The organism is Glycomyces halotolerans (genome assembly GCF_054779575.1).
This window is the reverse complement of the sequence record NZ_BAAGXZ010000024.1, coordinates 28,641-54,562: the sequence shown is the minus strand read 5'-3', so window position 1 is coordinate 54,562 and position 25,922 is coordinate 28,641. Positions and strand designations below refer to the sequence as shown.

General features: G+C 70.4%; 23 protein-coding genes and 1 pseudogene. 13 read left to right on the top strand and 11 right to left on the bottom strand.

All coding sequences use genetic code 11. The annotated features are described in order from the left end of the window. Positions 1 to 548: pseudogene (locus ACYVL2_RS17305) on the top strand (hypothetical protein); the annotation flags it as partial. A 204-nt stretch (positions 549 to 752) separates the two neighbouring features. Here the strand turns inward: ACYVL2_RS17305 and recO are convergent. Next, complete coding sequence (recO, locus tag ACYVL2_RS17300; RefSeq protein WP_460545607.1) at positions 753 to 1,499, bottom strand: DNA repair protein RecO; 747 nt, start codon at positions 1,497 to 1,499, stop codon at positions 753 to 755. 86 nt (positions 1,500 to 1,585) lie between these two features. Here recO and ACYVL2_RS17295 point away from each other — a divergent pair, with 86 nt between their 5' ends. Then, positions 1,586 to 2,245 (top strand): MOSC domain-containing protein, encoded by a 660-nt coding sequence (locus tag ACYVL2_RS17295; RefSeq protein ID WP_460545605.1) that lies wholly within the window; start codon positions 1,586 to 1,588, stop codon positions 2,243 to 2,245. Positions 2,246 to 2,276: 31 nt separating this feature from the next. Here ACYVL2_RS17295 and ACYVL2_RS17290 read toward each other — a convergent pair whose 3' ends face one another. Continuing rightward, on the bottom strand, positions 2,277 to 2,972 hold the full coding sequence (locus ACYVL2_RS17290) for an endonuclease V (protein WP_460545603.1): 696 nt from the start codon (positions 2,970 to 2,972) through the stop codon (positions 2,277 to 2,279). Positions 2,973 to 3,136: 164 nt separating this feature from the next. Between ACYVL2_RS17290 and ACYVL2_RS17285 the strand changes: the two genes are divergently transcribed. Then, on the top strand, positions 3,137 to 3,526 hold the full coding sequence (locus tag ACYVL2_RS17285) for a hypothetical protein (RefSeq protein WP_460545601.1): 390 nt from the start codon (positions 3,137 to 3,139) through the stop codon (positions 3,524 to 3,526). A 29-nt stretch (positions 3,527 to 3,555) separates the two neighbouring features. Here the strand turns inward: ACYVL2_RS17285 and ACYVL2_RS17280 are convergent, their stop codons facing one another. The 5 genes from ACYVL2_RS17280 to ACYVL2_RS17260 form a co-directional block, all read right to left on the bottom strand. Continuing rightward, positions 3,556 to 4,266, bottom strand: a complete 711-nt coding sequence (locus tag ACYVL2_RS17280) for a hypothetical protein (RefSeq protein WP_460545599.1) — start codon at positions 4,264 to 4,266, stop codon at positions 3,556 to 3,558. 99 nt (positions 4,267 to 4,365) lie between these two features. Further along, positions 4,366 to 5,523 (bottom strand): uroporphyrinogen-III synthase, encoded by a 1,158-nt coding sequence (locus ACYVL2_RS17275; RefSeq protein ID WP_460545598.1) that lies wholly within the window; start codon positions 5,521 to 5,523, stop codon positions 4,366 to 4,368. Then, positions 5,523 to 5,864, bottom strand: coding sequence for a nitrite reductase (NAD(P)H) small subunit family protein (gene nirD, locus ACYVL2_RS17270; RefSeq protein ID WP_460545596.1), 342 nt, complete (start codon positions 5,862 to 5,864; stop codon positions 5,523 to 5,525). The genes ACYVL2_RS17275 and nirD overlap by 1 nt, the downstream gene beginning before the upstream one ends. A 2-nt stretch (positions 5,865 to 5,866) precedes the next feature. Then, positions 5,867 to 8,347: a nitrite reductase large subunit gene (nirB, locus tag ACYVL2_RS17265; protein WP_460545594.1), complete on the bottom strand. Its 2,481-nt coding sequence runs from the start codon at positions 8,345 to 8,347 to the stop codon at positions 5,867 to 5,869. Positions 8,348 to 8,600: 253 nt separating this feature from the next. Continuing rightward, positions 8,601 to 10,022 (bottom strand): FAD-dependent oxidoreductase, encoded by a 1,422-nt coding sequence (locus ACYVL2_RS17260; RefSeq protein WP_460545591.1) that lies wholly within the window; start codon positions 10,020 to 10,022, stop codon positions 8,601 to 8,603. Positions 10,023 to 10,442: 420 nt separating this feature from the next. Here ACYVL2_RS17260 and ACYVL2_RS17255 point away from each other — a divergent pair, with 420 nt between their 5' ends. Then, positions 10,443 to 12,611, top strand: a complete 2,169-nt coding sequence (locus ACYVL2_RS17255; protein ID WP_460545589.1) for a terpene synthase family protein — start codon at positions 10,443 to 10,445, stop codon at positions 12,609 to 12,611. On the opposite strand, the gene ACYVL2_RS17250 is transcribed toward ACYVL2_RS17255, so the two are convergent. Next, positions 12,568 to 12,828, bottom strand: coding sequence for a hypothetical protein (locus ACYVL2_RS17250; protein ID WP_460545587.1), 261 nt, complete (start codon positions 12,826 to 12,828; stop codon positions 12,568 to 12,570). The two genes, ACYVL2_RS17255 and ACYVL2_RS17250, sit on opposite strands and share 44 nt — an antisense overlap. A gap of 16 nt (positions 12,829 to 12,844) precedes the next feature. Between ACYVL2_RS17250 and ACYVL2_RS17245 the strand changes: the two genes are divergently transcribed. The 7 genes from ACYVL2_RS17245 (at position 12,845) to ACYVL2_RS17215 (ending at position 18,444) form a co-directional block, all read left to right on the top strand. Continuing rightward, positions 12,845 to 13,237 carry a hypothetical protein gene (locus ACYVL2_RS17245; protein ID WP_460545585.1) on the top strand — a complete coding sequence of 131 codons (393 nt, stop codon included), beginning with the start codon at positions 12,845 to 12,847 and terminating at the stop codon, positions 13,235 to 13,237. 56 nt (positions 13,238 to 13,293) lie between these two features. After that, entirely contained in the window at positions 13,294 to 14,079 is a 786-nt protein-coding gene (locus ACYVL2_RS17240; protein WP_460545583.1) for a bestrophin-like domain, read from the top strand. A gap of 91 nt (positions 14,080 to 14,170) precedes the next feature. Then, complete coding sequence (locus ACYVL2_RS17235; protein ID WP_460545581.1) at positions 14,171 to 15,592, top strand: family 2B encapsulin nanocompartment shell protein; 1,422 nt, start codon at positions 14,171 to 14,173, stop codon at positions 15,590 to 15,592. A gap of 36 nt (positions 15,593 to 15,628) precedes the next feature. Continuing rightward, positions 15,629 to 16,708: a polyprenyl synthetase family protein gene (locus ACYVL2_RS17230; RefSeq protein WP_460545579.1), complete on the top strand. Its 1,080-nt coding sequence runs from the start codon at positions 15,629 to 15,631 to the stop codon at positions 16,706 to 16,708. Beyond that, positions 16,705 to 17,634, top strand: coding sequence for a 4-hydroxy-3-methylbut-2-enyl diphosphate reductase (ispH, locus tag ACYVL2_RS17225; protein ID WP_460545577.1), 930 nt, complete (start codon positions 16,705 to 16,707; stop codon positions 17,632 to 17,634). Before ACYVL2_RS17230 ends, ispH begins: the two co-directional genes overlap by 4 nt. Before the next feature lie 169 nt (positions 17,635 to 17,803). Next, entirely contained in the window at positions 17,804 to 18,034 is a 231-nt protein-coding gene (locus ACYVL2_RS17220) for a ribbon-helix-helix domain-containing protein (protein WP_460545575.1), read from the top strand. After that, positions 18,031 to 18,444 carry a type II toxin-antitoxin system VapC family toxin gene (locus ACYVL2_RS17215; RefSeq protein ID WP_460545613.1) on the top strand — a complete coding sequence of 138 codons (414 nt, stop codon included), beginning with the start codon at positions 18,031 to 18,033 and terminating at the stop codon, positions 18,442 to 18,444. Before ACYVL2_RS17220 ends, ACYVL2_RS17215 begins: the two co-directional genes overlap by 4 nt. A gap of 116 nt (positions 18,445 to 18,560) precedes the next feature. Here the strand turns inward: ACYVL2_RS17215 and ACYVL2_RS17210 are convergent, their stop codons facing one another. The 3 genes from ACYVL2_RS17210 to ACYVL2_RS17200 all read right to left on the bottom strand — a co-directional run bounded on the left by ACYVL2_RS17210 (position 18,561) and on the right by ACYVL2_RS17200 (position 23,716). Then, positions 18,561 to 20,633: a molybdopterin oxidoreductase family protein gene (locus ACYVL2_RS17210; RefSeq protein WP_460545572.1), complete on the bottom strand. Its 2,073-nt coding sequence runs from the start codon at positions 20,631 to 20,633 to the stop codon at positions 18,561 to 18,563. 102 nt (positions 20,634 to 20,735) lie between these two features. Continuing rightward, positions 20,736 to 22,139, bottom strand: coding sequence for an MFS transporter (locus ACYVL2_RS17205; protein ID WP_460545570.1), 1,404 nt, complete (start codon positions 22,137 to 22,139; stop codon positions 20,736 to 20,738). A gap of 161 nt (positions 22,140 to 22,300) precedes the next feature. Continuing rightward, positions 22,301 to 23,716 (bottom strand): MFS transporter, encoded by a 1,416-nt coding sequence (locus ACYVL2_RS17200; RefSeq protein WP_460545569.1) that lies wholly within the window; start codon positions 23,714 to 23,716, stop codon positions 22,301 to 22,303. A gap of 155 nt (positions 23,717 to 23,871) precedes the next feature. On the opposite strand from ACYVL2_RS17200, the gene ACYVL2_RS17195 reads away from it, so the two are divergent. Together ACYVL2_RS17195 and ACYVL2_RS17190 are read left to right on the top strand one after the other, a co-directional pair. Next, positions 23,872 to 24,789 (top strand): ABC transporter ATP-binding protein, encoded by a 918-nt coding sequence (locus tag ACYVL2_RS17195; protein WP_460545567.1) that lies wholly within the window; start codon positions 23,872 to 23,874, stop codon positions 24,787 to 24,789. Beyond that, entirely contained in the window at positions 24,786 to 25,883 is a 1,098-nt protein-coding gene (locus ACYVL2_RS17190) for an ABC transporter permease (RefSeq protein ID WP_460545565.1), read from the top strand. The genes ACYVL2_RS17195 and ACYVL2_RS17190 overlap by 4 nt, the downstream gene beginning before the upstream one ends. Positions 25,884 to 25,922: the final 39 nt, after the last annotated feature.

Sequence of the window (25,922 nt, the reverse complement as noted above, 5' to 3'; positions counted from 1 at the left end):
AAGACCTGGATGCCGAGTTCGCCGACGATGTCGCGAACGTGTTCCCGACCGGCCTGTTCCCCGAGGAGTGGGGACCGAGCCTGCGGGAGGACCTGGATCAGGCTGCCGAAGCGGTCGAACGAGAGCGGATCGAAGCCGAGATCCGAGCCGCCCGGGCGAGGCTGCGAAAGAAGTTCGCAGCGCCGAAGTCTCCCACCGCGTCCGAACCGGTGCCCGAAGGCGAACCGGCATCGGAAAGCGGGCCGGTCCGGGACCGACGCCCCGACCGAGAACGCGAACACGCCTCCATACCAGTGTTAATCCGCCCGTCGCGGGAGGCTCTGCGGCGGGGAGGGGGATACATACGGTGCCGAGCTCGAAAGCCGACCGCTTTCGAGCCCCTTCCCATGTCCAGAACCCGAAACCACCCCACCCGCCCCAAGCCGAACCCCCGGCGCCGAACACCTACCGATCACCACCCGAGAGGCGCTCCATCATTCGACAGCACCGAAACCAATCCCGACCATCACCGTCGCGACCGACCACCAGTCGACGAAGACGCGCCCTGAGTCCCCACTCGCCTCTTCATCACCGCCAAAGACCGCGGCCATGCACTATCCGAAGGACGACGGACAACTCCGACCCAACCGCCACCTCGTCACCGTCGAGGAGCCTGCAGCACCCGAGCCATCCACACCTTCCCGGCACAAACCGCGATCCTTCCGAACAGCAGCCCGGGTGGACCAGCGCAACGACCGGACGCCGACCGCACCTCAGTGCGGGACGTATTTGAGGGTGCGCAGCGGGCGTTCGGAGTGCCACTGGAAGTGGGCGGCGATCAGGCCCGCGGCTTCGGCGCGCTCGCGGCCGTCGGCCGCGGTGGCGTGGGGCCAGTCGCCGGCTTCCAGGGCGCGCATCAGCTCCATCGAGGCCGGGGCCGGGACCGCGGCGCCGCCGGGGCGGCAGTCGCGGCAGACCGCGCCTCCGGCCGAGACCGCGAAGGCCCGGTGCTCGCCGTCCCTGCCGCAGCTCGCGCACTCGTTCAGTGACGGCGCCCAGCCGGCGGTCTTCATGCCGCGCAGCAGGTAGGAGTCCATGACCAGCAGTGGCGGGAGGCTCGTCTCGGCCAGCGCGCGGAACGCGCCGAGCGTCAGTCGGAAGACGTCGAGGTCGGGCTGGTGGTCTTCGGGGACGAGCCGCTCGGCGGCCTCGGCGACCACGCAGGCGGCCGTGTAGGCGGCCCAGTCGGCGCTGATCGCGCCGCCGGACAGGTGCATGCCGACCGCCTGGGTGACCGTGTGCAGCTCGCCGCGGCCCTCGATGAGCTGGAGGTCGACGTGGCCGAAGGGGGCGAGCCTGGCCCCGAACTTGGAGGAGGTCCGGCGCAGGCCTTTGGCGACGGCGCGGAAGCGGCCGCTGCGGCGGCCGAGGAGCGAGACGATCGAGTCGGCCTCGCCGAGTTTGTAGGTGCGCAGCACCACCGCGTCGTCGCGGAAGAGTTTCCTGGTACCGGTCCCCACCGGGTAAGACTAACCCGGCCCGCCGACGTTCGGCGGCGGCCGGAAAGCGGATTGAGACGCGGGCCGGTCCTCGCTACGATCCATGAGTGCGCATCATCTCCGTCAACATCGCCAGACCCCGGCCGAACCACTGGAAGGACGGAGTCGAATTCACCGGTATCGACAAGCGCCCCGTGTCGGGTCCGGTCGCGGTGCGGGCCGCCGGACCCAAGGGCGGCGGCGAGGTCGGCCTCGAAGGCGACCGCATCGGTGACGTCAAGCATCACGGCGGGACGAACCAGGCCGTTTACGCCTACGCCCGCGAGGACTACGACCACTTCGAGTCGCTGCTGGGGATGGAGCTGCGCGGCGGGAGGTTCGGCGAGAACCTCACCGTGGAGGGCCACGACCTGAGTTCGGCCCGCATCGGTGAGCGCTGGCGCGGACCGGGAGGCCTGGTCATGGAGGTGACGTGCCCGCGGATCCCGTGCGGGACGTTCCGCGGCTGGATGGACCGGGCCGGCTGGCTGAAGACGTTCACGAAGGGGGCCCGGCCGGGCGCGTACTTGAGCGTGGTCGAACCGGGTGAGGTCGCCGAGGGCGACGAGCTGGAGGTCGTCGCCCGGCCGGACCACGAGGTGACGATCGAGCTGTTCTTCCGCGCCGCGATGGGCGAGAAGGCCCTGATCCCGAAGGTGCTGGAAGCGCCGTCGCTGGCCCCCGAAGAGGCCGCCTCGCTCCGTTCGCGTCTCGACGACGAACGCTAGCGAGCGGGGTCGGGGCGAGCGCTCGACGGCCTCAGTCGGGTGAGGCGAGGTGGCGGCGGCCGAGGTGGTCGGCGGCGCGGATCGGTTCCGGCAGGCGGTACCTCGGCGCGAGTTCGAGGACCAGTTCCCTGGCGGTGTCCAAGGTGCAGCGGTGGCCGACCGAGACGAAGACCGGCTTGACGCCGTCGCGGGTCCGCAGCGCGCAGCCGATGACCTCTTCGCCGCCGTGGATCGCCGTCCAGGCGCCGCGCTCGGGACCGGGTTCGGTCACCGGCAGGTGCGGTGGGTTCTTCGCCACCCCGATCGACGGCACGTCGAGCACCACCCCGAGGTGGCAGGCCAGCCCGAAACGCCTCGGATGGGTCAGACCGTAACCGTCGCAGACGAACACGTCCGGGTCCACAGTGAGCGCCTCCACCGCGCGCAGCAGCATCGGCAGCTCCCGGAACGCCAGCAGGCCGGGCACGTAAGGGAATTCGGTGCGTCCCCGCACGATCGCCTGATCGAGCACCTGCAGATCCGCTCGGCGCTGCACGACCGCGGCGGCGATCACTTCGTCGGTGCGCTTGTCGTAAGCGATGTCGAGACCCGCGACCGTCACCGCCGCGGCGGGCGGTTCGGCGACGACCACGCAGCCGGCCAGCTCGGCCTGCATCGCCACCGCCTCGGCTTCGTCGGCGGGAAGGCGGGCATACCGCGTCGCGGGGCGGTGGTCGTCAGCACTCACCCCGTAAGCCTAACGAAACCACCGCAATCACTTCACGGTCGCGGGCAGAGCGGTGCCCGAACGGCGGGAGCCGAGCCGGGCGGCGACGCCTCCCTAGGCCGAGCGCTCCTGCCGATGACTGGTCCTAAGCTGGGCGCGATCCCTTTACGACGGAAGCGAGCCCCATGACCTTCCAGAGACAGGGCCTGCGGCTGCGAGGCATACCGGGCCCGATCATCGCCTCGGTGGCGATCCTGTGGACCTGGGCGGCGATCGGCATGTACCGGTCCGGCACGGACTGGATCGAGCACAGCGAGCGCGGCGGCGACCCGTTCACCGCGATCATCCTGGTGGCGCTGATGGCCGCCAGCCTGGTCAACGCCGTGCTGGGACTGGCGATTCAACTGCGCCGCGGCTGGGCCCGCTCGTGGGCGATATCGCTGGGCCTGGTCCGTACCGTGGCCGCGCTGATCGCGATCGTCGCCGGGCACCCGTCGTACGTCTCGGTCGCGGTCAACGTCGCCGTCGTGGTCCTGCTGATCCTGCCGTCGGCGGCGGTCTGGTGCGACCGGTAGCGGAGCGGCGGCACGCCGCTCCGCAGTGGTCACTGCGGCGGCTGCTGCGGAGGCGGTCCCTGGTCCGGCGGCTGCTGGCCGTAGGGCGGGGGCTGCTGGCCGGGGTAGGGGCCCTGGCCCGGGAACTGCTGCTGCGGCTCCTCCTTGCGGAAGAAGTCGTTCGAGGCCGGAAGGGCCAGCAGGATGATGATGAGCAGCGACCCGACGATGAACAGCAGCAGCGAGATCCACTCCAGGGTGGTGACCCACATCGGCGTGGCCTCCTCGACCGCCTGCGTCATCTGGTCCTCGTACTCGGTCTCGTTGACCGTCAACGTCGTCGAGCCGACCTGGCCGATGAGGCCGCCGAAGCCGCAGCACGCCAGCGCGATGCCCGACAGGATCCAGCTGAGGATCCGCGCCGGCCGGTTGCCGCGGTTGTTCAGCAGGCCCAGCACGACATAGAAGGCCGCGAAGATGATGTAGACGACCGCGACCGCCGCGAAGGTCACCGTGACCAGTGTGGACGCGTCGTCGGCGGTGATGCCCGAGCCTTCGAAGGCCGGGTCGTTCGCCAGCTGCGAGGCGATCTCGTCCTCGACCGCCCCTTGGACGGCGAACATGCCTATAGCGGTCAGGACGATGACTGCGGCGGTGAGGAACTGGGTCCACACCGCGACGGTCACCGGCGTCGGTCGCGCCTTCGGCTGTCGCGGCGGCATCGGCTGCTGCGGGTACTGGGGCGGCTGTCCATATGCCATTGCGGTCTCCGGTCTTCGAGGTCGTCGAACTGGCCCCATCGTACGGACCGGAGACGTCGGCCGCCACCCGATCTCGTCCCGCGACGGCTCGGGCGTCGGTCAGACTTCCAGATTGAGCCGGTATCCGCGTTTGATCACGGTTTCCACACAGGACCGCAGGTTGACCGCGTCGCGCAGGCGCGTCACGGCCATCTCGACCGCGTGGCCGTCGGCGCCGCGAGGCAGGTGGCCGAGCAGTTCGGCGCGGGACAGGACCTTCCCCTCGGCGCCGGCCAGCGCCCGGATCACGGCCATCGGCGCCGGCGGCAGCTGGTAGGGCTCGTCGTCGAGCAGCACCATGTGGCCGCGCAGTTCCATGCGGTGCCCGGTGGCGAGCAGGACTCTGCGCGAGCGTTTCGGCAGCGCCGAGGCGACCGTGCGGACGAGGGACCCGAGGCGGGCCCGCGGCGGCTGGACGACGTCGACGCCGAGGCGCGAGAGCGGTGCGGCGGTGACCGGCCCTACCGCGACCGGGAGGACGCCGTCGTCCTCGGCCGGTGCGCGAAGGGCCTCCAGCATGTCCGCCGCCTGGTCGCCGGCGATGCGCAGCAGCGCGTTCGCGGCGGGCGCGGAGGTGAAGGCGACCGCGTCGATCCGGCGGGCGCAGATCGCGTCGACGAGCCGCTGGACCGGGGTGATGTCGGTCGGGAGCGTCCACCGGTAGACCGGGACGGGCACGGCCGCTCCCCCGCCCTCGCGGACGGTGCGGATGAAGTCCTCGGCCGGGTCGCCGTGCAGTTGGATGGCGACGCGCTGCCCGTGGACGCCGCGCTCCTTGAGGTATTCGACGACTTCGGTGCCGGTCTCCGATGGCGCCGTCCACTCCTCGGTGAGCCCGGCGGCGCGCACGGCGCCGAGGGCCTTGGGGCCCCGGCAGAGGATCTTGGCGCTCTCCATGACGTGGAGGAGGTCGTCGCCCATGCCCCAGCCTTCGGCGGCCTCGAGCCAGCCGCGGAATCCGATCCCGGTGGTCGCCACGATCGTGTCCGGAGCCTCCCGGATGAGCTCCACTGTGGCCGCGCGCAGCGCCTCGTCGTCGGGCAGCGGCACGATCCGGAGCGTGGGGGCGGTGACGGTGCGCGCGCCCCGGCGCTCCAGGAGGGCCGACAGCTCCTCGGCCCGGCGCTGGGCGGTGACCGCGACGGTGTACCCGGTGAGCGGGGCGAGCGGCGCCCGCTCACCGGGGTTCGGTTTCGGCGGGGCGGCGGCGGTGGCCATCAGGCGCTCGCCTTCACGTCGGCGGTCGCGCCGACCCGGATCTGGCCGTCGACGACTTCGACGGCGTAGACCTCGAGCGACTTGGCCTCGTCGTCGAGGCACCGCCCGGTCTTCAGGGAGAACACCTGCTTGTGGAGCGGGGAGGCGACGGTCGGCTCGCCGGCGCGGTCGCCGATGATGCCGCGGCTCATCACCTGGGCCCCGGTGAACGGATCCTGGTTGGACAGCGCGTAGAGGGCGTCGTCGTGGAGCCGGAACACGGCCACCTGGGTGCCGTCCGCCAGCAGGGCCGCGGCGCCGCGTCCGGGGGTGAGCCTGTCGAAGGCGCAGATTGGTTGCATGGTTACTTCCTTTCGGGAGTGCCGAGCAGCACCGGCCGGCCGTGCGAGCGGTCCGTGGTCCCGGCGGGGAACCGCTGGCCGCGGACTTCCTCGAACTCGATGGACGGGTCGGGGGTGTCGGGCGCGTTGACGAAGGACACGAACCGCTGGAGCTTCTCGGGGTCGTCCAGGACGCCCTTCCACTCGTCGCTGTAGGTCTCGACGTGCCTGGCCATCATGGCGTCGAGCTCCTCGCAGATGCCGAGCCTGTCGTCCACGACGACCTCCCGCAGGTAGTCGACGCCGCCGTCGAGGGACTCCAGCCACTTCGAGGTGCGCTGCAGCCGGTCGGCGGTGGAGACGTAGAACATCAGGAACCGGTCGATGGTCCGCACCAGCGTCTCCGAGTCCACATCGGATACCAGCAGGTCGGCGTGCCGGGGCGTGAAGCCGCCGTTGCCGCCGACGTAGAGGTTCCAGCCGTCCTCGGTGGCGATCACCCCGAAGTCCTTGCCGCGGGCCTCGGCGCACTCGCGGGCGCAGCCCGAGACGGCCGACTTGAGCTTGTGCGGACTCCGCAGCCCGCGGTAGCGCAACTCCAGGTCGATTGCCATCTTCACCGAGTCCTGGACGCCGTAGCGGCACCAGTCGGTGCCCACGCACGACTTGACGGTGCGCAGCGCCTTGCCGTAGGCGTGCCCGGACTCGAACCCGGCCTCGACCAGGCGCCGCCAGATCTTCGGCAGGTCCTCCACGCGCGCGCCGAACATGTCGATGCGCTGGCCGCCGGTGATCTTGGTGTAGAGCCCGAAGTCGCGGGCGACCTCGCCGATGACGATGAGCTTCTCGGGCGTGATCTCACCGCCGGGGATGCGCGGGACCACCGAGTAGGTGCCGTTGCGCTGCATGTTCGCCAGGAAGTGGTCGTTGGTGTCCTGGAGGGCGGCCTGCTCGCCGTCGAGGATGTGGCCGTTCGCCAGGCTCGCCAGGATCGAGGCGACCGCCGGCTTGCACAGGTCGCAGCCTAGGCCGGTGCCGTAGCGGCCGATGAGCTCGGAGAAGGTCGTGATGCCGGTGACCTTGACGATGTCGAACAGCTCGGCCCGCGACTGCGTGAAGTGCTCGCAGATGGACTTGGAGACCTCGACGCCGCCCTCGGCGAGCAGCTGCTTGAGCATCGGGACGCACGAGCCGCAACTCGTCCCGGCCTTCGTGCAGGCCTTGATCTGGCCCACGTCGTGGCAGCCGTCGGCGATCGCACCCATGATCTCGCCCTTGGTGACCGCGTTGCACGAGCACACCTGGGCGGCGTCGGGCAGGGCGCCCCCGACCTCGCCGGAGGACAGCAGGTCCGCCAGCTGGCCGGGGACCTTCCCGCCGACGCTGGCGCGCAGCAGCGGGTACGGCTCGGCGTTGCCGACCAGCATGCCGCCCAAGAGGGTCTGGGCGTCGTCGGAGAGGACGAGCTTGGCGTAGACGCCCTCGGCCGGATCGAGGTAGGTCGTGGCGAGCGGTCCGTCCATCGCCCCGAACTGGGCGACGTCGACGCCGAGCAGCTTCAGCTTGGTGGACAGGTCGGCGCCCGGGAAGGTCGCCTCGCCGCCGGCGAGCCGGTCGGCGACGACCTCGGCCATCGCGTAGCCGGGGGCGACCAGGCCGTAGCAGACGCCCTCCATCGCGGCGACCTCGCCGATCGCGAACACGTCGGGGTCCGAGGTCAGGCAGCCGGTGTCGACGATGACGCCGCCGCGCTCGCCGACCTCCAGGCCGGCGTCGCGGGCGAGCCGGTCGGCGGGCCGGACGCCGGCCGCGAAGATGATGAGGTCGGTGTCGAAGGCGACGCCGTCCTGATTGGTCTCCATGTGCAGGCGTTCGCCCACCGCTTCGATGCGGGTGCCGCCGGTGGAGCAGGCGACGTCGATGCCGAGCTTCTCGATGTGCTGCTTGAGGACCCCGCCGCCGGCCTCGTCGAGCTGCCGGGCCATCGGCCAGGGCGCGAACTCGACGATCTGGGTCTCCAGGCCCAAGAGCTTGAGCGCGTTGGCCGCCTCGAGGCCGAGCAGGCCGCCGCCGATGACCACGCCGTGGCGGCGCCCGGCGGCGTGGGCCTTGATCGCTTCCAGGTCCTCTATGGTCCGATAGACGAACACGCCCTCGGCGTCCGCGCCCTCCATCGGCGGCACGAACGGATAGGACCCGGTGGCCAGCACGAGCTTGTCGTAGGCGTAGGTCCCCGACTCGGTACGGACGACCTTCGCCTCGCGGTCGATGGCCGTGGCAGGCTCGCCGAGCCGCACGTCCACGCCCGGCAGGTCCCTCGCCAGCGACAGCTCCTCGGCGCTGACGCCGTCGAAGAAGGCCGAAAGCCGCACCCGGTCGTAGGCGGGCCGAGGCTCCTCGGACAGGACGGTGACCGACCAGGACGGGTCGCGTTCGACCACGGCTTCCAGGAAGCGGCGGCCCACCATGCCGTCGCCGACGACTACCAGTTTCTTCTCGCTCATCGGTAACCCTCCATATGTACCCGCGCCTGCAATAGAGGAATCAAGCAGACGTTAAGATCATTAGCGCCATACCGGTGAAAACCAAACCGATCGGGCCTACCGCCGGGCTGGCGGAAAGTCAGGTCTGTGGAGCCTGTGTAAGACCGATGGTTGGCACTCCAACCCTCGCCGTTCGTTCGGGCCGGCAACGGACTGTGAAGCAGAAAACCCAACTTGCGAGAGCTGGATCCTCCTGTCTTCGCGGGTGGAGAAGTCAAGCTGATACCTCATTCAAATCGGCGGTCGTCTGGCCGGGGCCGTCTACGGCCTCGGCCAACCACTTGCAGACCCCCGCGACGTCTTCGACGCAGGTCCCGCAGCCGGTCGACGCCTGGGTGGCGTCCGAGAGCGCCTGCGGGGTGCGCGCTCCGCCGAGGAACGCGTCGGTCAATTCCTTCTTGGTGACGTTGTTGCAGCGGCAGACCACGGCCTCCTCGGGCATGGACGCGGGCGTCACCGGCGCCACCGACACCGATTCGCCGGGGCGTCCCGTCAGGAGCGTGCGGCGGTCGTGCGGCACCGGGTCGCGGGTGTCGAACAGCTGCACCACCTGCCCGACCATCGGGTTCTCCCCGAGCATCACCGCGCCGGCCAGCCGACCGTCCTCGTCGATGACCAGGCGGGCGTAGGTGCCGCGCGTGGGGTCGGCGAAGGAGACGACTTCGTCGCCTTCGGTCTCGCCCATGGCGGCCAGGTCGATGCCGGCGGCCTTCAGGCGGGTGACCAGGCGCGAGCCGGTGTAGGCGGCGTCGGGGTCCACACCGGAGAGCAGGTCGGCGACCACGTCGGCCTGCTCCCAGGCCGGACCGACGAGCCCGTAGGGGATGCCGCGGTGCTCGGCGCAGTCGCCGACGGCGAACACGTCCGGGTGGGAGGTGCGGCACTGGTCGTCGACGACCACGCCGCGGTTGACGTCGAGACCGGCGGACTCGGCGAGCGCCGTGTTGGGCCGGACGCCGCAGGAGACGACCATGAGCTGCCCGGTGACGGTGCGGCCGTCGGCCATGACCAGGGTCAGGCCGTCGTCGCCGTGGATGACGCGGGTGGTCTTGGCGTCGGTGACCGACCGGACGCCGAGGTCGGCGTAGGTGGAGGCCAGGACCTGCGCCCCGAGCGGGTCGAGCTGGCGTTCCATGAGGTGGCCTGCCGCGTGGACGACCGTGACGTCGAGGCCGCGTCCGGCGAGGCCGCGGGCGGCCTCCAGTCCGAGCAGGCCGCCGCCGAGGACGACGGCGCTGGCCCGGTTCTCGGTCTCGGTGAGGATGCGGCGGGCGTCCTCGACGGTGCGCAGGACGTAGGCGCCGGTCGGGAGGGGCAGCAGCCCTTCGATCGGCGGCACGAACGCCTCGGCGCCGGTGGCCAGGACGAGCTTGTCGAAGGCGGTGCCGTCGACGGTCCGCGACTCCAGGTCGATGCGCTCGACGGCGTGGCCGAGACGCAGTTCGACGTGGTCGGGGGGTGTCGGCAGCGCTATCTCGGACTCGGACTGCTTCCCGGCGATCATGCCGGACAGCAGGATGCGGTTGTAGGCGGTGCTGGACTCGGCCCCGAACACGGTGACCTCGACTCCGCGTCGACCGAGCTCGCGGGCTATGCGGGCCCCGGCCATGCCGTAACCGACGATGGCGACCTTCACGCGCTGGACCTCCCAAGGACGTCGGGTTTGCTGGCGGCGCGGTCCGGGTGGCGGTGCTCGGGCTCGCCGCCGTCGCTCCGGCCGGTGCTCGGCTCACTGCCGAGCCCGTGGCGGGCTCGCGAGCCGTCCGGACCGCGCTGTCGCGGCGACAGCGCTGTCTGACCTCGACGGACCACCAGCGTCGCCTGATGCTGTTACACAGTGGCGCGACGAATGTTTCACGCGTGCTAAGTAGTCCTCACGCCCCGGCTCCTCCGGGCGGACAGGTTGTGGCGATTTATCCCCCTGACGGCTTGTCCGGTTTACGACAGTTCACGCCTGGACAGGACTTAGTCACCGATATGGGTGATAGCCACGCGATAGTACGGATCATACGGTGGATTCAGACGCAGTTCGGCTGTTCGAGTCCCAAGGAGCCATATGTCCGGTAAACGCCCGTTCGATCTCCCTGTGTTCTACCTTCCGTATCCGCCGCGGCTCAACCCTCATCTCGAGCAGGCCCGGACGCACGCCCGGGTCTGGGCGGCGAAGATGGGCATGCTCGACGCCCCGGCCGCCGACGGCGGCGTCATCTGGGACGAGGCCGAGCTCGAGCGCCACGACTACGGGCTGCTGTGCGCCTACACCCACCCCGACTGCTCCGCCGAGACGCTCGAGCTCGTCACCGACTGGTACGTGTGGGTGTTCTTCTTCGACGACCACTTCCTCGACGCGTTCAAACGCCACCGGGACACCGCCGGGGCCGAGGCCTATCTCGACCGCATTCCGAAGTTCATGCCGATCGACCTCGGTGAGACCCCCGAGCCGGGCAATCCGATCGAACGCGGGCTGGCGGACCTGTGGGGTCGCACCGCCCCCGAGAGGTCGACCGACTGGCGGCGCCGGTTCACCGTCAGCACCGTCAACCTGCTCATGGAGTCGCTGTGGGAGCTGACGAACATCGAGACCGACCGGGTGGCCAACCCGATCGAGTACGTCGAGATGCGCCGCAAGGTCGGCGGGGCGCCCTGGTCGGCGAACCTCATCGAGCACGCCGTCGGCGCCGAGCTGCCGGCGCGGGCCGCCGGCGAGCGCCCCGTGCGGGTCCTGCGGGACGCCTTCTCCGACGGCGTCCACCTGCGCAACGACCTGTTCTCCTACCAGCGGGAAGTGGCCGAGGAGGGCGAGAACGCCAACGCGGTGCTCGTCCTGGAGCGGTTCCTCGGCTGCGACACCCAGCGCGCCGCCGACCTGGTGGGCGACATCCTCACCTCCCGCCTGCACCAGTTCGAGAACACCGCGCTCACCGAGGTGCCGCAACTGGTCGCGCACCTGGGTCTGTCTCTTGAAGAGCAGTCCGCGGTCGCCTTGTACGCCAAGGGCCTCCAGGACTGGCAGGCCGGCGGCCACGAGTGGCACATGCGCTCCAGCCGCTACATGAACGACCCGGCCGAGCGGGTCCTCGGGGGCCCGAACGGCCTGGGGACCTCGGCTGCGCGCGTGGCGCTCTCGGGGCTGTGCCAGCACGTCCGCACGCCGTTCCGCGAGGTCGGACCGAGCCGGATCCCCGACTTCCACATGCCGTTCGAGCTGAAGCTGGGACCGCATCTGGAGCGGGCCCGGCGGCACAACACCGAGTGGGCGGCCTCGATGGGGATGCTCGCGGTCGACCCGCTGCGCCCGGGTTCGGGGCTGTGGGACCGGCGGCGGTTCGAGGGTTTCGACTTCGCGCTGTGCTCCTCGGGCATCGACCCCGACGGCACGCCCGAGGAGGTCGAATGTTCGTCCGACTGGCTGGCCTGGGGCACCTACGGCGACGACTACTACCCGGCCGTGTTCGGCCGCGGCCGCGACTTCGGCGCGGCCGTCGAGCAGAACCGGCGATTGTCGCGGTGCATGCCGCTGGACCTCGCCTCCGGGCCCGAACCGGCGAACCCGCTGGAGGCCGGCTTGTCAGACCTGTGGCGGCGCACCGCCTCCTCGCTGGCCGAGACGGGGCGCGCCGAGTTCAAGGCGGCCGTGGAGACGATGCTCGAAGGCTGGCTGTGGGAGCTGCACCACTCGGCACAGAACCGGGTGCCGGACCCGGTGGACTACATCGAGATGCGGCGTCAGACCTTCGGTTCGGACATGACGATGAGCCTGGCGCGGCTGACGACCGGGAGGCTCGTGCCCGATGCGGTCTACGACTCCAGGCCGGTGCGCGAGATGGAGAACAGCGCCGTGGACGCCGCCTGCCTCATCAACGACCTCTTCTCGTACCAGAAGGAGGTCGAGTTCGAGGGCGAGCTCATCAACGGCGTGGTGGTCGTCGAGGAGTTCCTCGGCTGCTCCGTGGCCGAGGCGACCGAGGTCGTCGCCGACCTCATCAGCGCCCGGCTCGAGCAGTTCGAGCTGGTGGCCTCCACTGAACTGCCGGCCGTGGCCGAGCGGTTCGGGCTCGAGGCCGGCGCCCGCGAGGCCCTGGACGCGTACGTCCAGGACCTGCGCTACTGGGTCGCGGCGATCCTCAACTGGCACCGGGAGACCGCGCGCTATCGCGAGGGCGAGCTGCGGCGGTCGGCCCTCACCGCGCCCGGCCTCCCATCACCGCACCCGCTCCGGCTGTGACGCCGAAGGCGAGCAGGACGGCCATCATGCGGCGCTTGGTCTCGGTGGAACCGCCCGCGTCGGACCGGTCGACCACCGGGTCGGGGTGCTCGACGGCGAAGACCTCGGGCAGCGGCTCGGGCTCGGTCGAAGCGGGAGTCGGGCTCGGAGCGGAAGGGCTCGGGCTCGGAGCGGGAGACGAAGGGGCCGCAGCAGAAGAGGACTGACTCGAGGGCACCGGCTCGGAAGGGCTCGTGGAAGCGGGCTCCGAAGGCGACGGCGAGGGCCGAGGAGAGCTCGAAGGCACTGGGGACGACGGCGACTCGGAAGGAGTCGGCGAAGCGCTCGGAGAAGGTGGGAGATCCGATGTGGGACAAGGCGGCGGTGGCGCCTCGCCGGTCGGCGGCGCGGACGGCGACGGCGGTTCGGGCGATGGCGGGGGTTCAGGCGGGGGTTCGGGCGTCGGGCAAGGCAGGACCGGCGGCAGCAGCGGCACGTCGATGCAGACCTGGATGCCGCCGCCTCCCGACGGTTCGGGGCCTTCGGCCCGGGGAGCGGGGGCGAACGCCAGCGCGGCCGCCGAGGTCAGGAACGTCGCCGCGGCGACGGGCAGGATCAGGCGCTTCATGCTCGACCTCCGGAGATAAGTCACTGAACGCGTTGTTCATGACCGCAATTCTGATTCACGAACTTTGGGGTGTCAATGACCATTTGGTGGCATGGACTGGCGTTCACGGTGATCGTGGTGACCGCGGCGTGCGTGATCGTGGCGCTGCTGCAGTGGATCTCTCCCCCGACCGAGCGCGAGCGCAACAACGAGATCGGCACGACCCTGTTCGAGCTCATCACCGTGCTGTACGCGATCGTCCTGGCCTTCGTGCTCATCACGGCCTGGGAGAACCGCAGCGAGGCCGCGCACGTCACCTACGACGAGGCCGCCGGCCTGGTCGAGGTCTATTGGGCCGCGTCGTCGCTGCCGGTCGAGGAGCGCGTCGAGGTGCGTGCGGCCGTTCGCGAGTACACCCGGCTGGTCGTGGACGAGGAGTGGAGCGCCATGGGCGACATCGAGCCGGTCGACTCCGAGGGGCTGCTCGTGATCGACCGGATGCGGGCCCCGATCGCAGCGGTGACCGACGCGGACGAGGTCGAGCAGATGCGGCTCGACGACGCCAAGGACCAGGTTCGCGCGGTCGCCGAAGCCAGGTCCGAGCGGCTCTTCCAGGCCCGGAACGGACTCTCGGGAGCGATGTGGACGGTGCTGGTGCCGGGGGCGCTGCTGGTGTTCGCGGTGATGCTGACGCTCGGCACCCCCACGCGCGTCTACCAGTTCGTGCTGGTGGGCCTGGTCTCGGGAATGGTCGCGCTGATGCTGTTCGCCACCTACCAGCTGGAGTTCCCGTTCAGCCGCGGCGGGGCCGTGGAGGCCACCGCCTACGAGACCGCGATGGAGCGGTACGACGCCATCGACCGGCACTACAGCGAGTCCTGAGCACTTGAGGGTTGACTCGACCGTTATGTACCTGAAAATACCTTATAACAACTGCAGAGCACTGTTCGACCTAGTGTGAGGAATCACCGCAATGTCCGATGCCGCCATCACCGACACGACCCAGCCGCCGCACTCCGACAACGGCCGGCCCGAACAGACCAGCCTCAGCACCGCCGCCGCCCGCAACCTCGCCTCGACCACCAAGTCGGTCCCCCAGATGCAGGAGATCACCTCGCGGTGGCTGCTGCGGATCCTCCCGTGGGTCCAGACCGACGGCGGCGCCTACCGGGTGAACCGCCGCCTCACGCACACCGTCGGGGACGGTCGCGTCGAGTTCGTCCAGGAAGGCGGCTCGGTGCGGGTCATCCCCCGCGAACTCGCCGAGATCGCGCCGCTGCGCGGCTTCGGTGACGAGGCCGCGCTCCAGCAGATGTCCGAACGGTTCGAGCAGCGCGAACTGGAACCCGGCCAGCAGATCTCGCGGACCGGCCAGCCGATCGACGGACTGTACCTGGTCGCGCACGGCCGGCTCGAGAGCACCGCGTCCGGGCCCTACGGCGACCGCGCCTCGCTCGGTGTGCTCGTCGACGGCGACCACTTCGGATCCGCGGCCCTCACCGACGACGGCCCCACGTGGGAGCACGACGTGACCACCGCCGTCCCGTCGACGATCCTGGTCCTCTCGAGGGGGGCGATCGGCGAGCTCACCGAGCGCTCGCCGGCGCTGCAGGCGCACCTCGAGCGCTACCGTGCCGACCGGGCGGCCCACACCAACAAGTACGGCGAGGCCGCCATCGACATCGCCGCCGGGCACGCCGGCGAGCCGGATCTGCCGCGCACGTTCGTCGACTACGACCTCAAGCCGCGCGAGTACGAGCTGTCGGTCGCGCAGACGGTCCTGCGGGTCCACTCCCGCGTGGCCGACCTCTACAACAAGCCGATGAACCAGATGGAGCAGCAGCTCCGGCTCACCGTCGAGGCCCTCCGCGAGCAGCAGGAGGACCAGATGGTGAACAACCGCGAGTTCGGCCTGCTGCACAACGCGGCGTTCGAGCAGCGCATCCCGACCCGCTCGGGCCCGCCGACGCCCGACGACCTCGACGAGCTGCTCAGCCGCCGCCGCAAGCCGGAGTACCTCCTGGCTCACCCGAAGGCGATCGCCGCGATCGGCCGCGAGTGCACCAAGCGGGGCGTCTACCCGTCTACGGTCGACTTCCACGGGCACCACGTCCCCGCCTGGCGGGGCGTGCCGATCCTGCCGTGCAACAAGATCCCGATCTCGCGCCACCACACCACCTCGATCATGTGCATGCGCACCGGCGAGGAGGAGCAGGGCGTGGTCGGACTCCACCAGACCGGCCTGCCCGACGAGTTCGAACCGAGCCTGTCGGTGCGATTCATGGGCATCGACGAGAAAGCCGTGATGTCGTACTTGGTGACGGCCTACTTCTCGGCGGCGGTCCTGGTGCCCGACGCGCTCGGCGTCCTGGAGCACGTCGAGCTCGGGCGCTGAGGCAGACCACACGTCCATTCCGACCTGGGAGGCTCCATGACCGTTCTGACCGACGTCTACACCGCCGAGCGGGAGGCCGTCGACCGAGGACTCCGGTCCGCGGTCGACCGGCTCCCCGCCCCGGCCGCCCGCATCGCGTCCTACCACTTCGGGTGGACCGACGCCGAGGGCGCACCGAACGTCGGCGGCTCCGGCAAGGCCCTGCGGCCGCTGCTGACGCTGCTGGCGGCGAAGGCCGTCTCCGGGCCCGGGGCCATCGGGCGCGCCGACGCCTTCGGCGAGCCACGCCAGCGGTCGGCGGACGCCTCCGAGGGCTGGCTCGCGGCCGTGCCGGCGGCGGTCGCCGTGGAGCTGGTGCACAACTTCTCGCTGATCCACGACGACATCATCGACCGCGACACCGTCCGCCGGCACCGGCCGACCGCGTGGAAGACCTTCGGGACCACCGAAGCGCTCCTGGTCGGCGACGCCTTGCACGCCATGGCGTTCGAGGTGCTGGCGGAGGCCGGCGGGGAGCGGTCCGCCACGGCGGCCGGTCTCCTCGCCGCGACCGTGCGGGCCCTGATCGACGGCCAGATGGCCGACACCGGGTTCGAGCGGCGCGAACGCGTCGGCATCGCCGAGTGCGTGGCCATGTCGGAGGCGAAGACCGCCTCCCTCATCGGCTGCGCTACGGCGCTCGGCGGCATCTTCGGTGGCGGGAGCCCGGACCAGGTCGCGGCGCTGCGCGGCTTCGGGTACCGGCTCGGGCTGGCGTTCCAGCACGTCGACGACCTGCTGGGGATCTGGGGCGACCCGGCCTCGACCGGCAAGCCGACCTACTCGGATCTGCGGAATCGGAAGAAGTCGCTGCCGGTCACCGCCGCGCTCGGCTCGGGCCGCCCCGAGTCGGCCGAGCTGGTGCGGCTCTACGGCGGCACCGAGCCACTCGACGACAAGGAGGTCCGGCGCGTGGCCGAACTCGTCGAGCGGTGCGGCGGACGCCGGGCCAGCGAGGAGTCCGCCCAGGTGCTCGCGGCGGCGGCCTCGTCGCGGCTGAAGGCCGCGGGCCTGTCGCCGACGGCGGTCGCGGAGCTGACCGAGCTGGCCGAGAGCACGGTGGGGAGGACCTCGTGACGCCGCGCCGGGTGCTGCTGCCGTCCCCGAGGTCCTTCTGCGCCGGCGTCGAGCGGGCGATCGACATCGTCGAGCGGCTGCTGGAGCGGCACGGTCCGCCGGTGTACGTGCGCAACCAGATCGTCCACAATGCGCACGTGGTCGGCGACCTGGAGGCGCGCGGCGCGGTCTTCGTCTCCGAACTGGACGAGATTCCCCAGGGCGCGCGGGTCGTGTTCTCCGCGCACGGGGTGTCGCCGGCGGTCGAGGCCGAGGCCGCCGACCTCGGCCTCGACGCGATCGACGCGACCTGTCCACTGGTGACGAAGGTCCACAGCGAGGCGAGAAGGGCCGCCGACGCCCGCGACACGATCATCCTCATCGGCCACGCCGGGCACGAGGAGGTGGTCGGCACGATGGGCGTGGCCGAGGACCGGACCGTCCTGGTCGAACGGGTCGAGGACGTCGACGGCCTCGAGGTCGAGGACCCCGAGCGGCTCACGTTCCTCGCTCAGACGACGCTGGCGGTGGCCGAGGTCGACCGCATCGCCGCGGCGCTGCGGCGGCGGTTCCCGAAGATCAAGGGCCCGGCCAAGGACGACGTCTGCTACGCGACCAGCAACCGGCAGGCGGCGCTGGCGGCGGTCGTCGAGGAGGCGGACATGGCGCTGGTGATCGGCTCGCCGAACTCGTCGAACTCGAACCGCCTGGTGGAGCTGGCGCGCCAGGCCGGAACCGAGGCGCACCTGATCGACGGCCCGTCGGACATCGACCCGGTGTGGCTCGAGCGGGCCGGGGCGGTGGCCGTGACGGCCGGCGCCTCGGCGCCCCCCGAACTGGTCGACGAGGTGGTGGGCGAACTGGCCCGCCACGGCCCGGTGGAGGTGGTGGAACGCCGAGTGGCCGAAGAGCGCCTCGAGTTCCTGCTGCCCCAGCGGCTCCGCTGACCATCGTCGGTCGGCCGCGGTGAACGGACTGGGCTGCCGCAGGTATCGGTGAGTCATGTCGTCGCCTCCGAGGACGTTCGCGGCCTGGAGGATGACGGGTGAGGGCCCGGCGGCGCGTAGCACCGCCGGGCTCCGTCGTTCATCACCTGAGAATGGTATGCTGGCATACATGGCACGGACTACGATCAAAATCTCTGAGCAGCTGGACGCCCGGCTGCGTCACGAGGCCGCTAGGAGAGGGCTGACGATCTCCGAGCTCACTCGCGAGGCCCTTGAGGCTCACTTGGGCGGCGGCGGACGACGTCGCCTGATGGCGACTGGAGCGGGCGACAGCGGCCGTACCGACATCTCGGAGCGGATCGAGGAGATTCTGCGGTTCGAGAAGGGCATGGACTCATAAGCATCATCGTCGATGCCGGCCCCCTGTACGCCTACGTAGACGCCAGCGACCAGCACCATGAAGCATCGGCGGAACTGCTCGAGACCTATCCGGGCGCGCTCGTTGTCCCCACACTCGTCATCACCGAGGTCGCCTATCTGGTCTCCAGTCGGCTCGGAACCGAAGCCGAAGTGCGGTTCTTGGGCGACCTCGCCTCGGGTGCGTTCACCATCGAGCCGGTCCATCCTTCGGATTGGCTCAGGATCGCGCAGCTCACCAGCGTCTACAGCAACCTCCCACTGGGAACGGTCGATTCATCGGTCGTAGCCGCCGCCGAACGGCTCAACATCACCACCGTGGCGACTGTCGACTTGCGGCACTTCAATGTAGTGCGGCCCAAGCATTGCACGCATTTCGACATCCGACCGTGAACTTTCCCGCAAGAACATCCGGTGGCGCGGGCAGTCCCCACCTGTATCAGTGAAGTCTGTAGACGGTTCCGTCGGAAGGGAACCCGGCGGTGCGTCGCACCGCCGGGCGGTTCGGCTCAGGGCTTGGCGGCGGGGGCGATCTTGACCGCGCAGACCTTGAACTCGGGCATGCGGCTGATCGGGTCGAGCACGTCGGAGACGGCGGCGTTGGCGTTGCCTGCCCCCGGATAGTGGAACGGGGAGAACACCGTGTCGGGCCGGATGTCCGCGGTCAGCCGCGCCGGTGCGGTGTAGGAGCCGCGGCGGGAGGTCACCCGCACCCGGTCGCCCTCGCCGATACCGTGGCGCACCGCGGTGTCCGGGTGGATCTGGAGGAACTGCTCGCCGTCGAGCGAGCCGATCAGGCGGGTCTGCGCTCCCGACTGGTACTGGGTGAGGACCCGCCCGGTGGTCAGGTACAGCGGGTAGACGTCGTCGCGGCGCTCGGCGGGGTGGCGGTAGTCGACGGCGACGAACTCGGCCTTCCCGTCGGGGGTCCCGAACTTGAAGTCGGCGAACATCCGCGGCGTGCCTTCATGGTCGGGCGCCGGCACCGGCCACTGGAACGTCCGCTCCTCCAACCGCTCGTAGGAGACCCCGGAGTAGTCGGCCTTCCCGCCGGCCGAGGCTCTGCCGAGCTCCTCGAAGATCGCCGCCGGATCGGTCGAGTACTCCCCCGGAGCCTCCAGCCGGTCGGCCAGCTCCCGCATCACCCACAGGTCGGAGTGGACGCCGTCGGGGGCCGGCCGCAGCGCGCGGCGGCGGATGATGCGCCCCTCCAGGTTGGTCATCGTGCCGTCCTCTTCGGCCCACTGCGTCACCGGCAGCACCACCTCGGCCAGCGCGGCGGTCTCCGACATGACGAAGTCGAACGACACCAGCGAGTCGAGGGCGCGCAGCCGGTCCGAGACCCTGGCGGCGCGCGGCGCCGACACCACCGGGTTCGAGCCGAGCACGAACAGCATCTTCACCTCGTCGCCGCATTTGCGCAGCAGCTCGACCGCCGAGACGCCCGGCCCGGGGAGGGTGTCGGGGTCGACGCCCCAGACGGCGGCGACGTGCTCGCGCGCGGCGGGGTCGCCGATCATGCGGTAGCCGGGGAGCTGGTCGGACTTCTGGCCGTGCTCGCGGCCGCCTTGGCCGTTGCCTTGGCCGGTGATGCAGCCGTAGCCGGAGGAGGGCTTGCCGGGCAGGCCGAGCGCGAGGGCCAGGTTGATCCAGGCGGTGACGGTGTCGACGCCTTTGGCGTGCTGCTCGGAGCCGCGCGCGGTCAGGATCGCGACCTTGCCGCGCCTGGGCGAGTCGGGTGATCCGTGGATCCGCGCGCCGAGGAGTCTGGCGGCGGTGTAGAGGTCGGGGACGGACACGCCGGTGGTGCGTTCGACGAAGGCGGGCCAGTAGCCGGCGGCGGTCTGCCGGACCTCGTCGAATCCGGTGGTGTGGGCGTCGATGTAGTCGTGGTCGATGTAGCCCTGCTCGATGGCGATGTGGAGCAGGCCGTTGGCGAGGGCCAGGTCGGTGCCGGGTTGGGGCTGGAGGTGCAGCTGGGCGGCTTCGGCGGTGGCCGTCCGGCGGGGGTCGACGACGATCAGTTCGGCCCCGGTCAGGTGCCTCATGAAAGGCGGCATGGTCTCGGCGGGGTTGGCGCCGACCAGGAGGACGACGTCGGCGTCGGCGAGGTCTTCGGCCGGGAACGGCAGGCCGCGGTCGATGCCGAAGGAGCGGTTGAGCGCGCCCGCGGCCGAGGACATGCAGAACCGGCCGTTGTAGTCGATGTGCTTGCTGCCGAGGGCCAGGCGCGTCCACTTGCCGAGCTGGTAGACCTTCTCGTTGGTGAGTCCGCCGCCGCCGAAGACGCCGACGGCGTCCTTGCCGTGTTGGGCTTGGACGGTCCGGACCCGGTCGGCGACGTGGTCGAGGGCGGTGTCCCAGGAGACCGGTCGGCCCCGCAGCAGCGGGGTGGTGATGCGCTCGGGGTGGTCGAGCAGTTCGGGGCTGGTCCAGCCCTTCTTGCACATGCCGTCGCCTCGGGGAGCGGCGGTGACCGTGCCGGCCTCGTCCTCCTCGAGCCGCATGCCGCACTGCAGGGCGCAGTAGGGGCAGTGGGTGTCGGCGGTGCGGACGATCGGCAGGCTGGTGCGGGCGGTCATGCGGCGAGTGTGCCCGCGGGCGATTACATCGTCACGAGGCGGATGTTTCGGGAATGCTAAGTGGCCCGCAAACGCGTGGAGAGGCGAATGCGGGCCGTGGTGTCAGACCTTGGCGTGGGCGAGGCTCGGTGAGCGCTCGACGAAGACCTTGCGCTGGTAGAACCACCAGTTGACGGCGAGGAACACCAGGTAGGAGCCGACGAAGACGTACATCGCGCCGATGACCGAGCCGGTCTGCTCGTTGCTGACGCGCAGGACCTGGTTGACCGCGAAGCCGCCGAGCGCGCCGATGAACGAGATCCAGCCGAGGGCGGCGGCGGTGAGGCGCTTGGCTTCGACGAGGTCGTCGTCGGTGGCCTCGCCGCCGGTGCGGGCCTCGGCCTGGAAGATCGCCGGGATCGACCGGTAGGTCGAGCCGTTCGCGAGGCCGGAGAGGACGAACAGGAGCATGAAGGAGGTGAAGAACAGCCCGAAGCTGCCGATTTGGACGCCGCCGACCGCGCCGAGGACGCCGCCGCACATCAGCAGCAGGCAGGCGCTGGTGATCGGCGCGCCGCCGCGGCGGTCGGAGAGCCAGCCGCCCAGCGGCCTCGAGAGCGAGCCGATGAGCGGTCCGAGGGCGGCCAGCCAGATCGAGGCGAAGGCGGGGAACTCGATGCGGATCATCAGCGGGAAGGCGAAGGAGTAGCCGATGAAGGATCCGAAGGTGCCGACGTAGAGCACCGACATGATCCAGGTGTGTTTGCGGGCCAGGGCCGGCAGCTGGGCCTTGACGCTGGTCTTGGCGACCGCGAGGTTGTTCATGAAGCGCCAGGCCAGAGCGGCGGCGGCGATCGCGAGCAGCATCCACAGCAGCGGCACGTTGTGCAGGAAGAACGCCGTGCCGTCGACGGTGATCCCCTGGGAGGCGCCGACGAGGCCGACGGCGATCACGAACGGGCCGAGGAGCTGGACGACGGCGACGCCGATGTTGCCGCCGGCGGCGTTGACGCCGAGCGCCGCGCCGCGGTGCCGTTCGGGGTAGAAGTAGGAGATGTTGGCCATCGAGGAGGCGAAGTTGCCGCCGCCGAAGCCGGCGAGGACGCCGCACAGGACGAACACCCAGTACGGAGTGGCGGGGTTCTGGACGGCCCACGCCAGCAGGCCCGTGGGCGCGACCAGCAGTCCGGCGGACACGATCGTCCAGTTGCGGCCGCCGAAGACGCCGACGGCGAAGGTGTAGGGGATCCGCAGGAAGGCCCCGACGAGGTTGGGGATGGCGACCAGCCAGAACAGCCGGCCGGTGGAGAAGCCGAATCCGGCGGCGGCCAGGTAGGGGACGATGATGGAGAACATCGTCCAGACCGAGAAGCCGAGGTGCTCGGCGATGACGGAGAAGACCAGGTTCCGTTTGGCGACCTTCCTGCCGGTGGCCTGCCAGAACGCTTCATCGTCGGGACGCCAGTCGGTGATCCACCCCTTGCGGGCCTCGGGCGGCGCGGCCGCCCTGGTCAGTGTCGCTGTCATGCCCGCAACCGTGACCGGGGCCGGTTGCGGAGTCGTGCGGCGTCCGTGGCGGCTCCGTTGCGATCGACGCACGGCCTTGTTAACGAAGGTGTGAAACCGGTCGCGACGGGCCGAATCGGGAGCCGCGGCCGTCCGGGCGGGACGGCCGCGGGCCGGCGGTCTCAGACCTTGGCGTAGGCGAGGCTCGGCGACTGCTCGACGAAGACCTTGCGCTGGTAGAACCACCAGTTGAGGACCAGGAAGCAGGCGTAGGCGGCGAGGAAGCCGTACATGGCGGCGTTGACCGAGCCGGTCTGCTCGTTGGAGATGCGGAAGGCCTGGTTGATGAAGAATCCGCCGAAGGCGCCGGCGGCGGAGATCCAGCCGAGGGCGGCGGCGGTGAGCCGCTTGGCGGCCACGATGTCGTCCGCGGTGGCCTCGCCTTCGGCCCGGGCGCGGGCCTCGGCTTGGAAGATCGCCGGGATCGACCGGTAGGTCGAGCCGTTGGCCACGCCGCTCATCGTGAACAGGACCATGAACGACAGGAAGAACAGCGGGAATGAGCCGATGTTGACTCCGGTGGTGGCGCCGACGATGCCGATCCCCATGAGGATGAACGAGAGGCTGGTGATGGGCGCGCCTCCGCGGCGGTCGGAGAGGTAGCCGCCGAGCGGCCGCGACAGGGATCCGACCAGAGGTCCGAGCGCGGCGATCCACAGGACCGAGAACTCGGGGAATTCGATCCTGATGACCAGGGGGAAGGCGAAGGAGTAGCCGATGAACGAGCCGAAGGTCCCGATGTAGAGCAGGCTCATGACCCAGGTGTGCTTGCGGGCCAGCGCCGGCAGCTGCGCCTTGATCGGCGTCCTGGACACGGTCAGGTTGTTCATGAACAGCCGGGCCATGACGGCGGCGAAGACGGACAGGACCAGCCACAGCAGCGGCACGTTGTGGAGGAACACCGCGGTGCCGTCGTCGGTGACGCCCTGGGAGGCGCCGAACACTGCGGCCCCGAGGGCGAACGGGCCGATGAACTGGACGGCGGAGACGCCGATGTTGCCGCCGGCGGCGTTGACGCCGAGCGCCGCGCCGCGGTGCCGTTCGGGGTAGAAGTAGGAGATGTTGGCCATCGAGGAGGCGAAGTTCCCGCCGCCGAAACCGGCGGTCACGCCCGCGGCGATGAACATCCAGTACGGCGTGCCGGGGGTCATCAGGCAGTACGCGAGGAGCGCGGTCGGGATGACCAGCAGCGCCGCCGAGATCACGGTCCAGTTGCGGCCGCCGAAGACGGCCACGGCCGAGGTGTACGGGATGCGCAGGAACGAGCCGACGAGGTTGGGCACGGCGGTGAGCCAGAACAGCTGGCTGGTGGTGAAGTCGTATCCGGCGACGGCGAGGTACGGCGCGATGATGGAGAACATCACCCAGACCGAGAAGCCGAAGTGCTCGGCCACGACCGACCAGATGAGGTTGCGTCTGGCGATCCGTTTTCCGGTCGACTGCCAGAACTCCTCGTCGTCGGGCCTCCAGTCGGAGATCCATCCTCTGCGGGCTGCTGTGGTCGGCGCTGGGGCCGCGCTGGGCATCGTGGTCGTCATGCCCGCAACAGTGGCGGTGCGGCGTTGCGGCAGCGTACGGCCGCCGTGCCGGGGACGTGAAGTCCGCCTCACCCTGCGGGGCGGCCTCGTGTGATGGGACGGCGGTGAGCGGGCGAGAACCGCGTCACACCGGACGATGGCATAGCTTTAACGCCATGGACGCCGCCATCGAGGTCACCGACCTCCACAAGACCTATCGCGGCCGCAAGACCGGTGAGATCCGCGCCGTCGACGGCGTGAGCTTCCGCGTCGAGGAGGGCGAGTTCTTCGGCATCCTCGGCCCGAACGGGGCCGGGAAGACCACGACGCTGGAGATCGTCGAGGGACTGCGCAGGCCCGACTCGGGGCAGGTGCGGCTGCTGGGCCGCAGCCCGTGGCCGCACTCGGCCGAGCTGACCGGTCGGCTCGGCGTGCAGTTGCAGGCGTCGGCGTTCTTCGAGTTCCTCACCGTGCGCGAGCAGATCGAGACGTTCGCGCGGCTCTACGGGGTCGGCCCGGACCGGGCCGCGGCGATGCTGGAGCAGGTGGGTCTGACCGACAAGGCCGCCACCAGGTGCGAGAAGCTCTCGGGAGGGCAGCGGCAGCGCCTGTCGATCGCCTGCGCGCTCGTCGGCGACCCGGAGCTGGTGTTCCTCGACGAGCCGACCGCGGCGCTGGACCCGCAGGCGCGGCGCAACCTCTGGGACCTCATGCGCTCGATCAGCGCCGAGGGCCGCACGGTGGTGTTGACGACCCACTACATGGAAGAGGCCGAGGCGCTCTGCGACCGGGTCGCGATCATGGACTCCGGGAGGATCCTGGCGGTGGACTCCCCCGCCGAGATGATCCGGGGCCTGGACGCGCCGACGCGGGTGAGCATCGCGGCCGGGCAGCTGAGCGAGGAACGGGTCCGGGAGCTGGCGGCGGGCGAGACGGTCGCCGTCGGCGACGACACGGTGGTGTTCGAGACCCGCGATCCGAGGAAGCTGCTGACCGTGCTCGCCTCCGAGGGGGCCCTGGAGGGCCTGGCGGTGCGGACGGCGAACCTCGAGGACGTGTTCTTGCACGTGACCGGACGGGAGTGGCGGGAATGAGCGTGGAGACGCCGGAGCGGACCCGGGCGCGAGGCGGCGGCGTCCAGGCCTATTTCAGCCTGGTCAGGGCGATCGGACTCGGCTGGCTGCGCGACCGCAGCCAGGTGTTCTTCACGATCCTGCTGCCGCTGATGTTCATGGTGCTGCTGTCGAGCGTGTTCGGCTCGACCGGTTCGACGGTGCCGCGCGTGCTGGAGGTCGGCGACGCCCCGATCCTGGAGCGGGCCGAGGAAGGCGAGTTCGAGATCGACTCGGCCGCGAGCGTGGAGGAGGCGCTCGCGCAGCTCGAGGAGGGCGAGGCGGACGCCGCGGTGGTCCAGGACGGCCAGTCGGTGACGATCTACCATTCGCAGACCAACTCCACCGCCGGGGCGATCGCGCTGGGCAGGCTGTCGGCGCTGGTCGACCGGGTGAACGTGGAGGAGCTGTCGTCCGCCGCTCCGGGCGAACCGGTGGTCACCATCGAGACCGCGGCCGCCGAGGACGCCTCGATCCGGCCGATCCAGTATCTGGCGCCCGGCATTCTGGCCTGGGGCATCGCCATCGCGGGCGTGTTCGGGGCGGCCGGGACCATCGTCGACTGGAAGCGCGACAAGCTCATGCGGCGGCTGCGGCTCACTCCGGCCTCGGTGGTGAACTTCGTGGGCGCCAAGATCTCGGTGAACCTGGTCGTGGCGGTGGCGCAGACGGCGATCTTCCTCGCGGTGGCCGCGCTGGTGTTCGGTCTCGAGTTGTCGGCGTGGACGTGGTTCGCGGTGCCGCTGGTGATGCTGGGGACCTTGGCGTTCCTGGCGATCGGGGTGGTCATCGGCGGAATCGCGCAGACCGGCCCGGGAGCGGCCGGTCTGAGCAACCTGGTGACGATGCCGATGGCGTTCGTCTCGGGCGCGTTCTGGCCGCTGGCGCTGTCGCCGGCGTGGGTGCAGTGGCTGTCGTACTTCTCCCCGATGCGGTACCTCATCGAGGCGCTGCAGTCGGTGGTGGTCTACGGCGACTCGCCGATGTCGGTGCTGCCCCAGCTGGGTTTCCTGGCGGCGTTCGCCGCCGTGGTCGCGGTGATCTCGTGGAAGACCTTCAAGTTCGACGAGCTCTAGCCGTGTCGCGGCCAAGGTCCGCATCGAATGAAAGCAATG

Bases quoted from the DNA above. Each gene is read 5' to 3' on its own strand.
- ACYVL2_RS17280 (WP_460545599.1), bottom strand. From the start codon at position 4,266: ATGGCATATGGACAGCCGCCCCAGTACCCGCAGCAGCCGATGCCGCCG.
- ACYVL2_RS17285 (WP_460545601.1), top strand. From the start codon at position 3,137: ATGACCTTCCAGAGACAGGGCCTGCGGCTGCGAGGCATACCGGGCCCG.
- ACYVL2_RS17205 (WP_460545570.1), bottom strand. From the start codon at position 22,139: ATGACAGCGACACTGACCAGGGCGGCCGCGCCGCCCGAGGCCCGCAAG.
- ACYVL2_RS17230 (WP_460545579.1), top strand. From the start codon at position 15,629: ATGACCGTTCTGACCGACGTCTACACCGCCGAGCGGGAGGCCGTCGAC.
- ACYVL2_RS17190 (WP_460545565.1), top strand. From the start codon at position 24,786: ATGAGCGTGGAGACGCCGGAGCGGACCCGGGCGCGAGGCGGCGGCGTC.
- ACYVL2_RS17220 (WP_460545575.1), top strand. From the start codon at position 17,804: ATGGCACGGACTACGATCAAAATCTCTGAGCAGCTGGACGCCCGGCTG.
- nirD (WP_460545596.1), bottom strand. From the start codon at position 5,864: ATGCAACCAATCTGCGCCTTCGACAGGCTCACCCCCGGACGCGGCGCC.
- ACYVL2_RS17275 (WP_460545598.1), bottom strand. From the start codon at position 5,523: ATGGCCACCGCCGCCGCCCCGCCGAAACCGAACCCCGGTGAGCGGGCG.
- ACYVL2_RS17195 (WP_460545567.1), top strand. From the start codon at position 23,872: ATGGACGCCGCCATCGAGGTCACCGACCTCCACAAGACCTATCGCGGC.
- nirB (WP_460545594.1), bottom strand. From the start codon at position 8,347: ATGAGCGAGAAGAAACTGGTAGTCGTCGGCGACGGCATGGTGGGCCGC.
- ACYVL2_RS17240 (WP_460545583.1), top strand. From the start codon at position 13,294: ATGACCATTTGGTGGCATGGACTGGCGTTCACGGTGATCGTGGTGACC.
- ACYVL2_RS17200 (WP_460545569.1), bottom strand. From the start codon at position 23,716: ATGACGACCACGATGCCCAGCGCGGCCCCAGCGCCGACCACAGCAGCC.
- ACYVL2_RS17235 (WP_460545581.1), top strand. From the start codon at position 14,171: ATGTCCGATGCCGCCATCACCGACACGACCCAGCCGCCGCACTCCGAC.
- ACYVL2_RS17255 (WP_460545589.1), top strand. From the start codon at position 10,443: ATGTCCGGTAAACGCCCGTTCGATCTCCCTGTGTTCTACCTTCCGTAT.
- ACYVL2_RS17210 (WP_460545572.1), bottom strand. From the start codon at position 20,633: ATGACCGCCCGCACCAGCCTGCCGATCGTCCGCACCGCCGACACCCAC.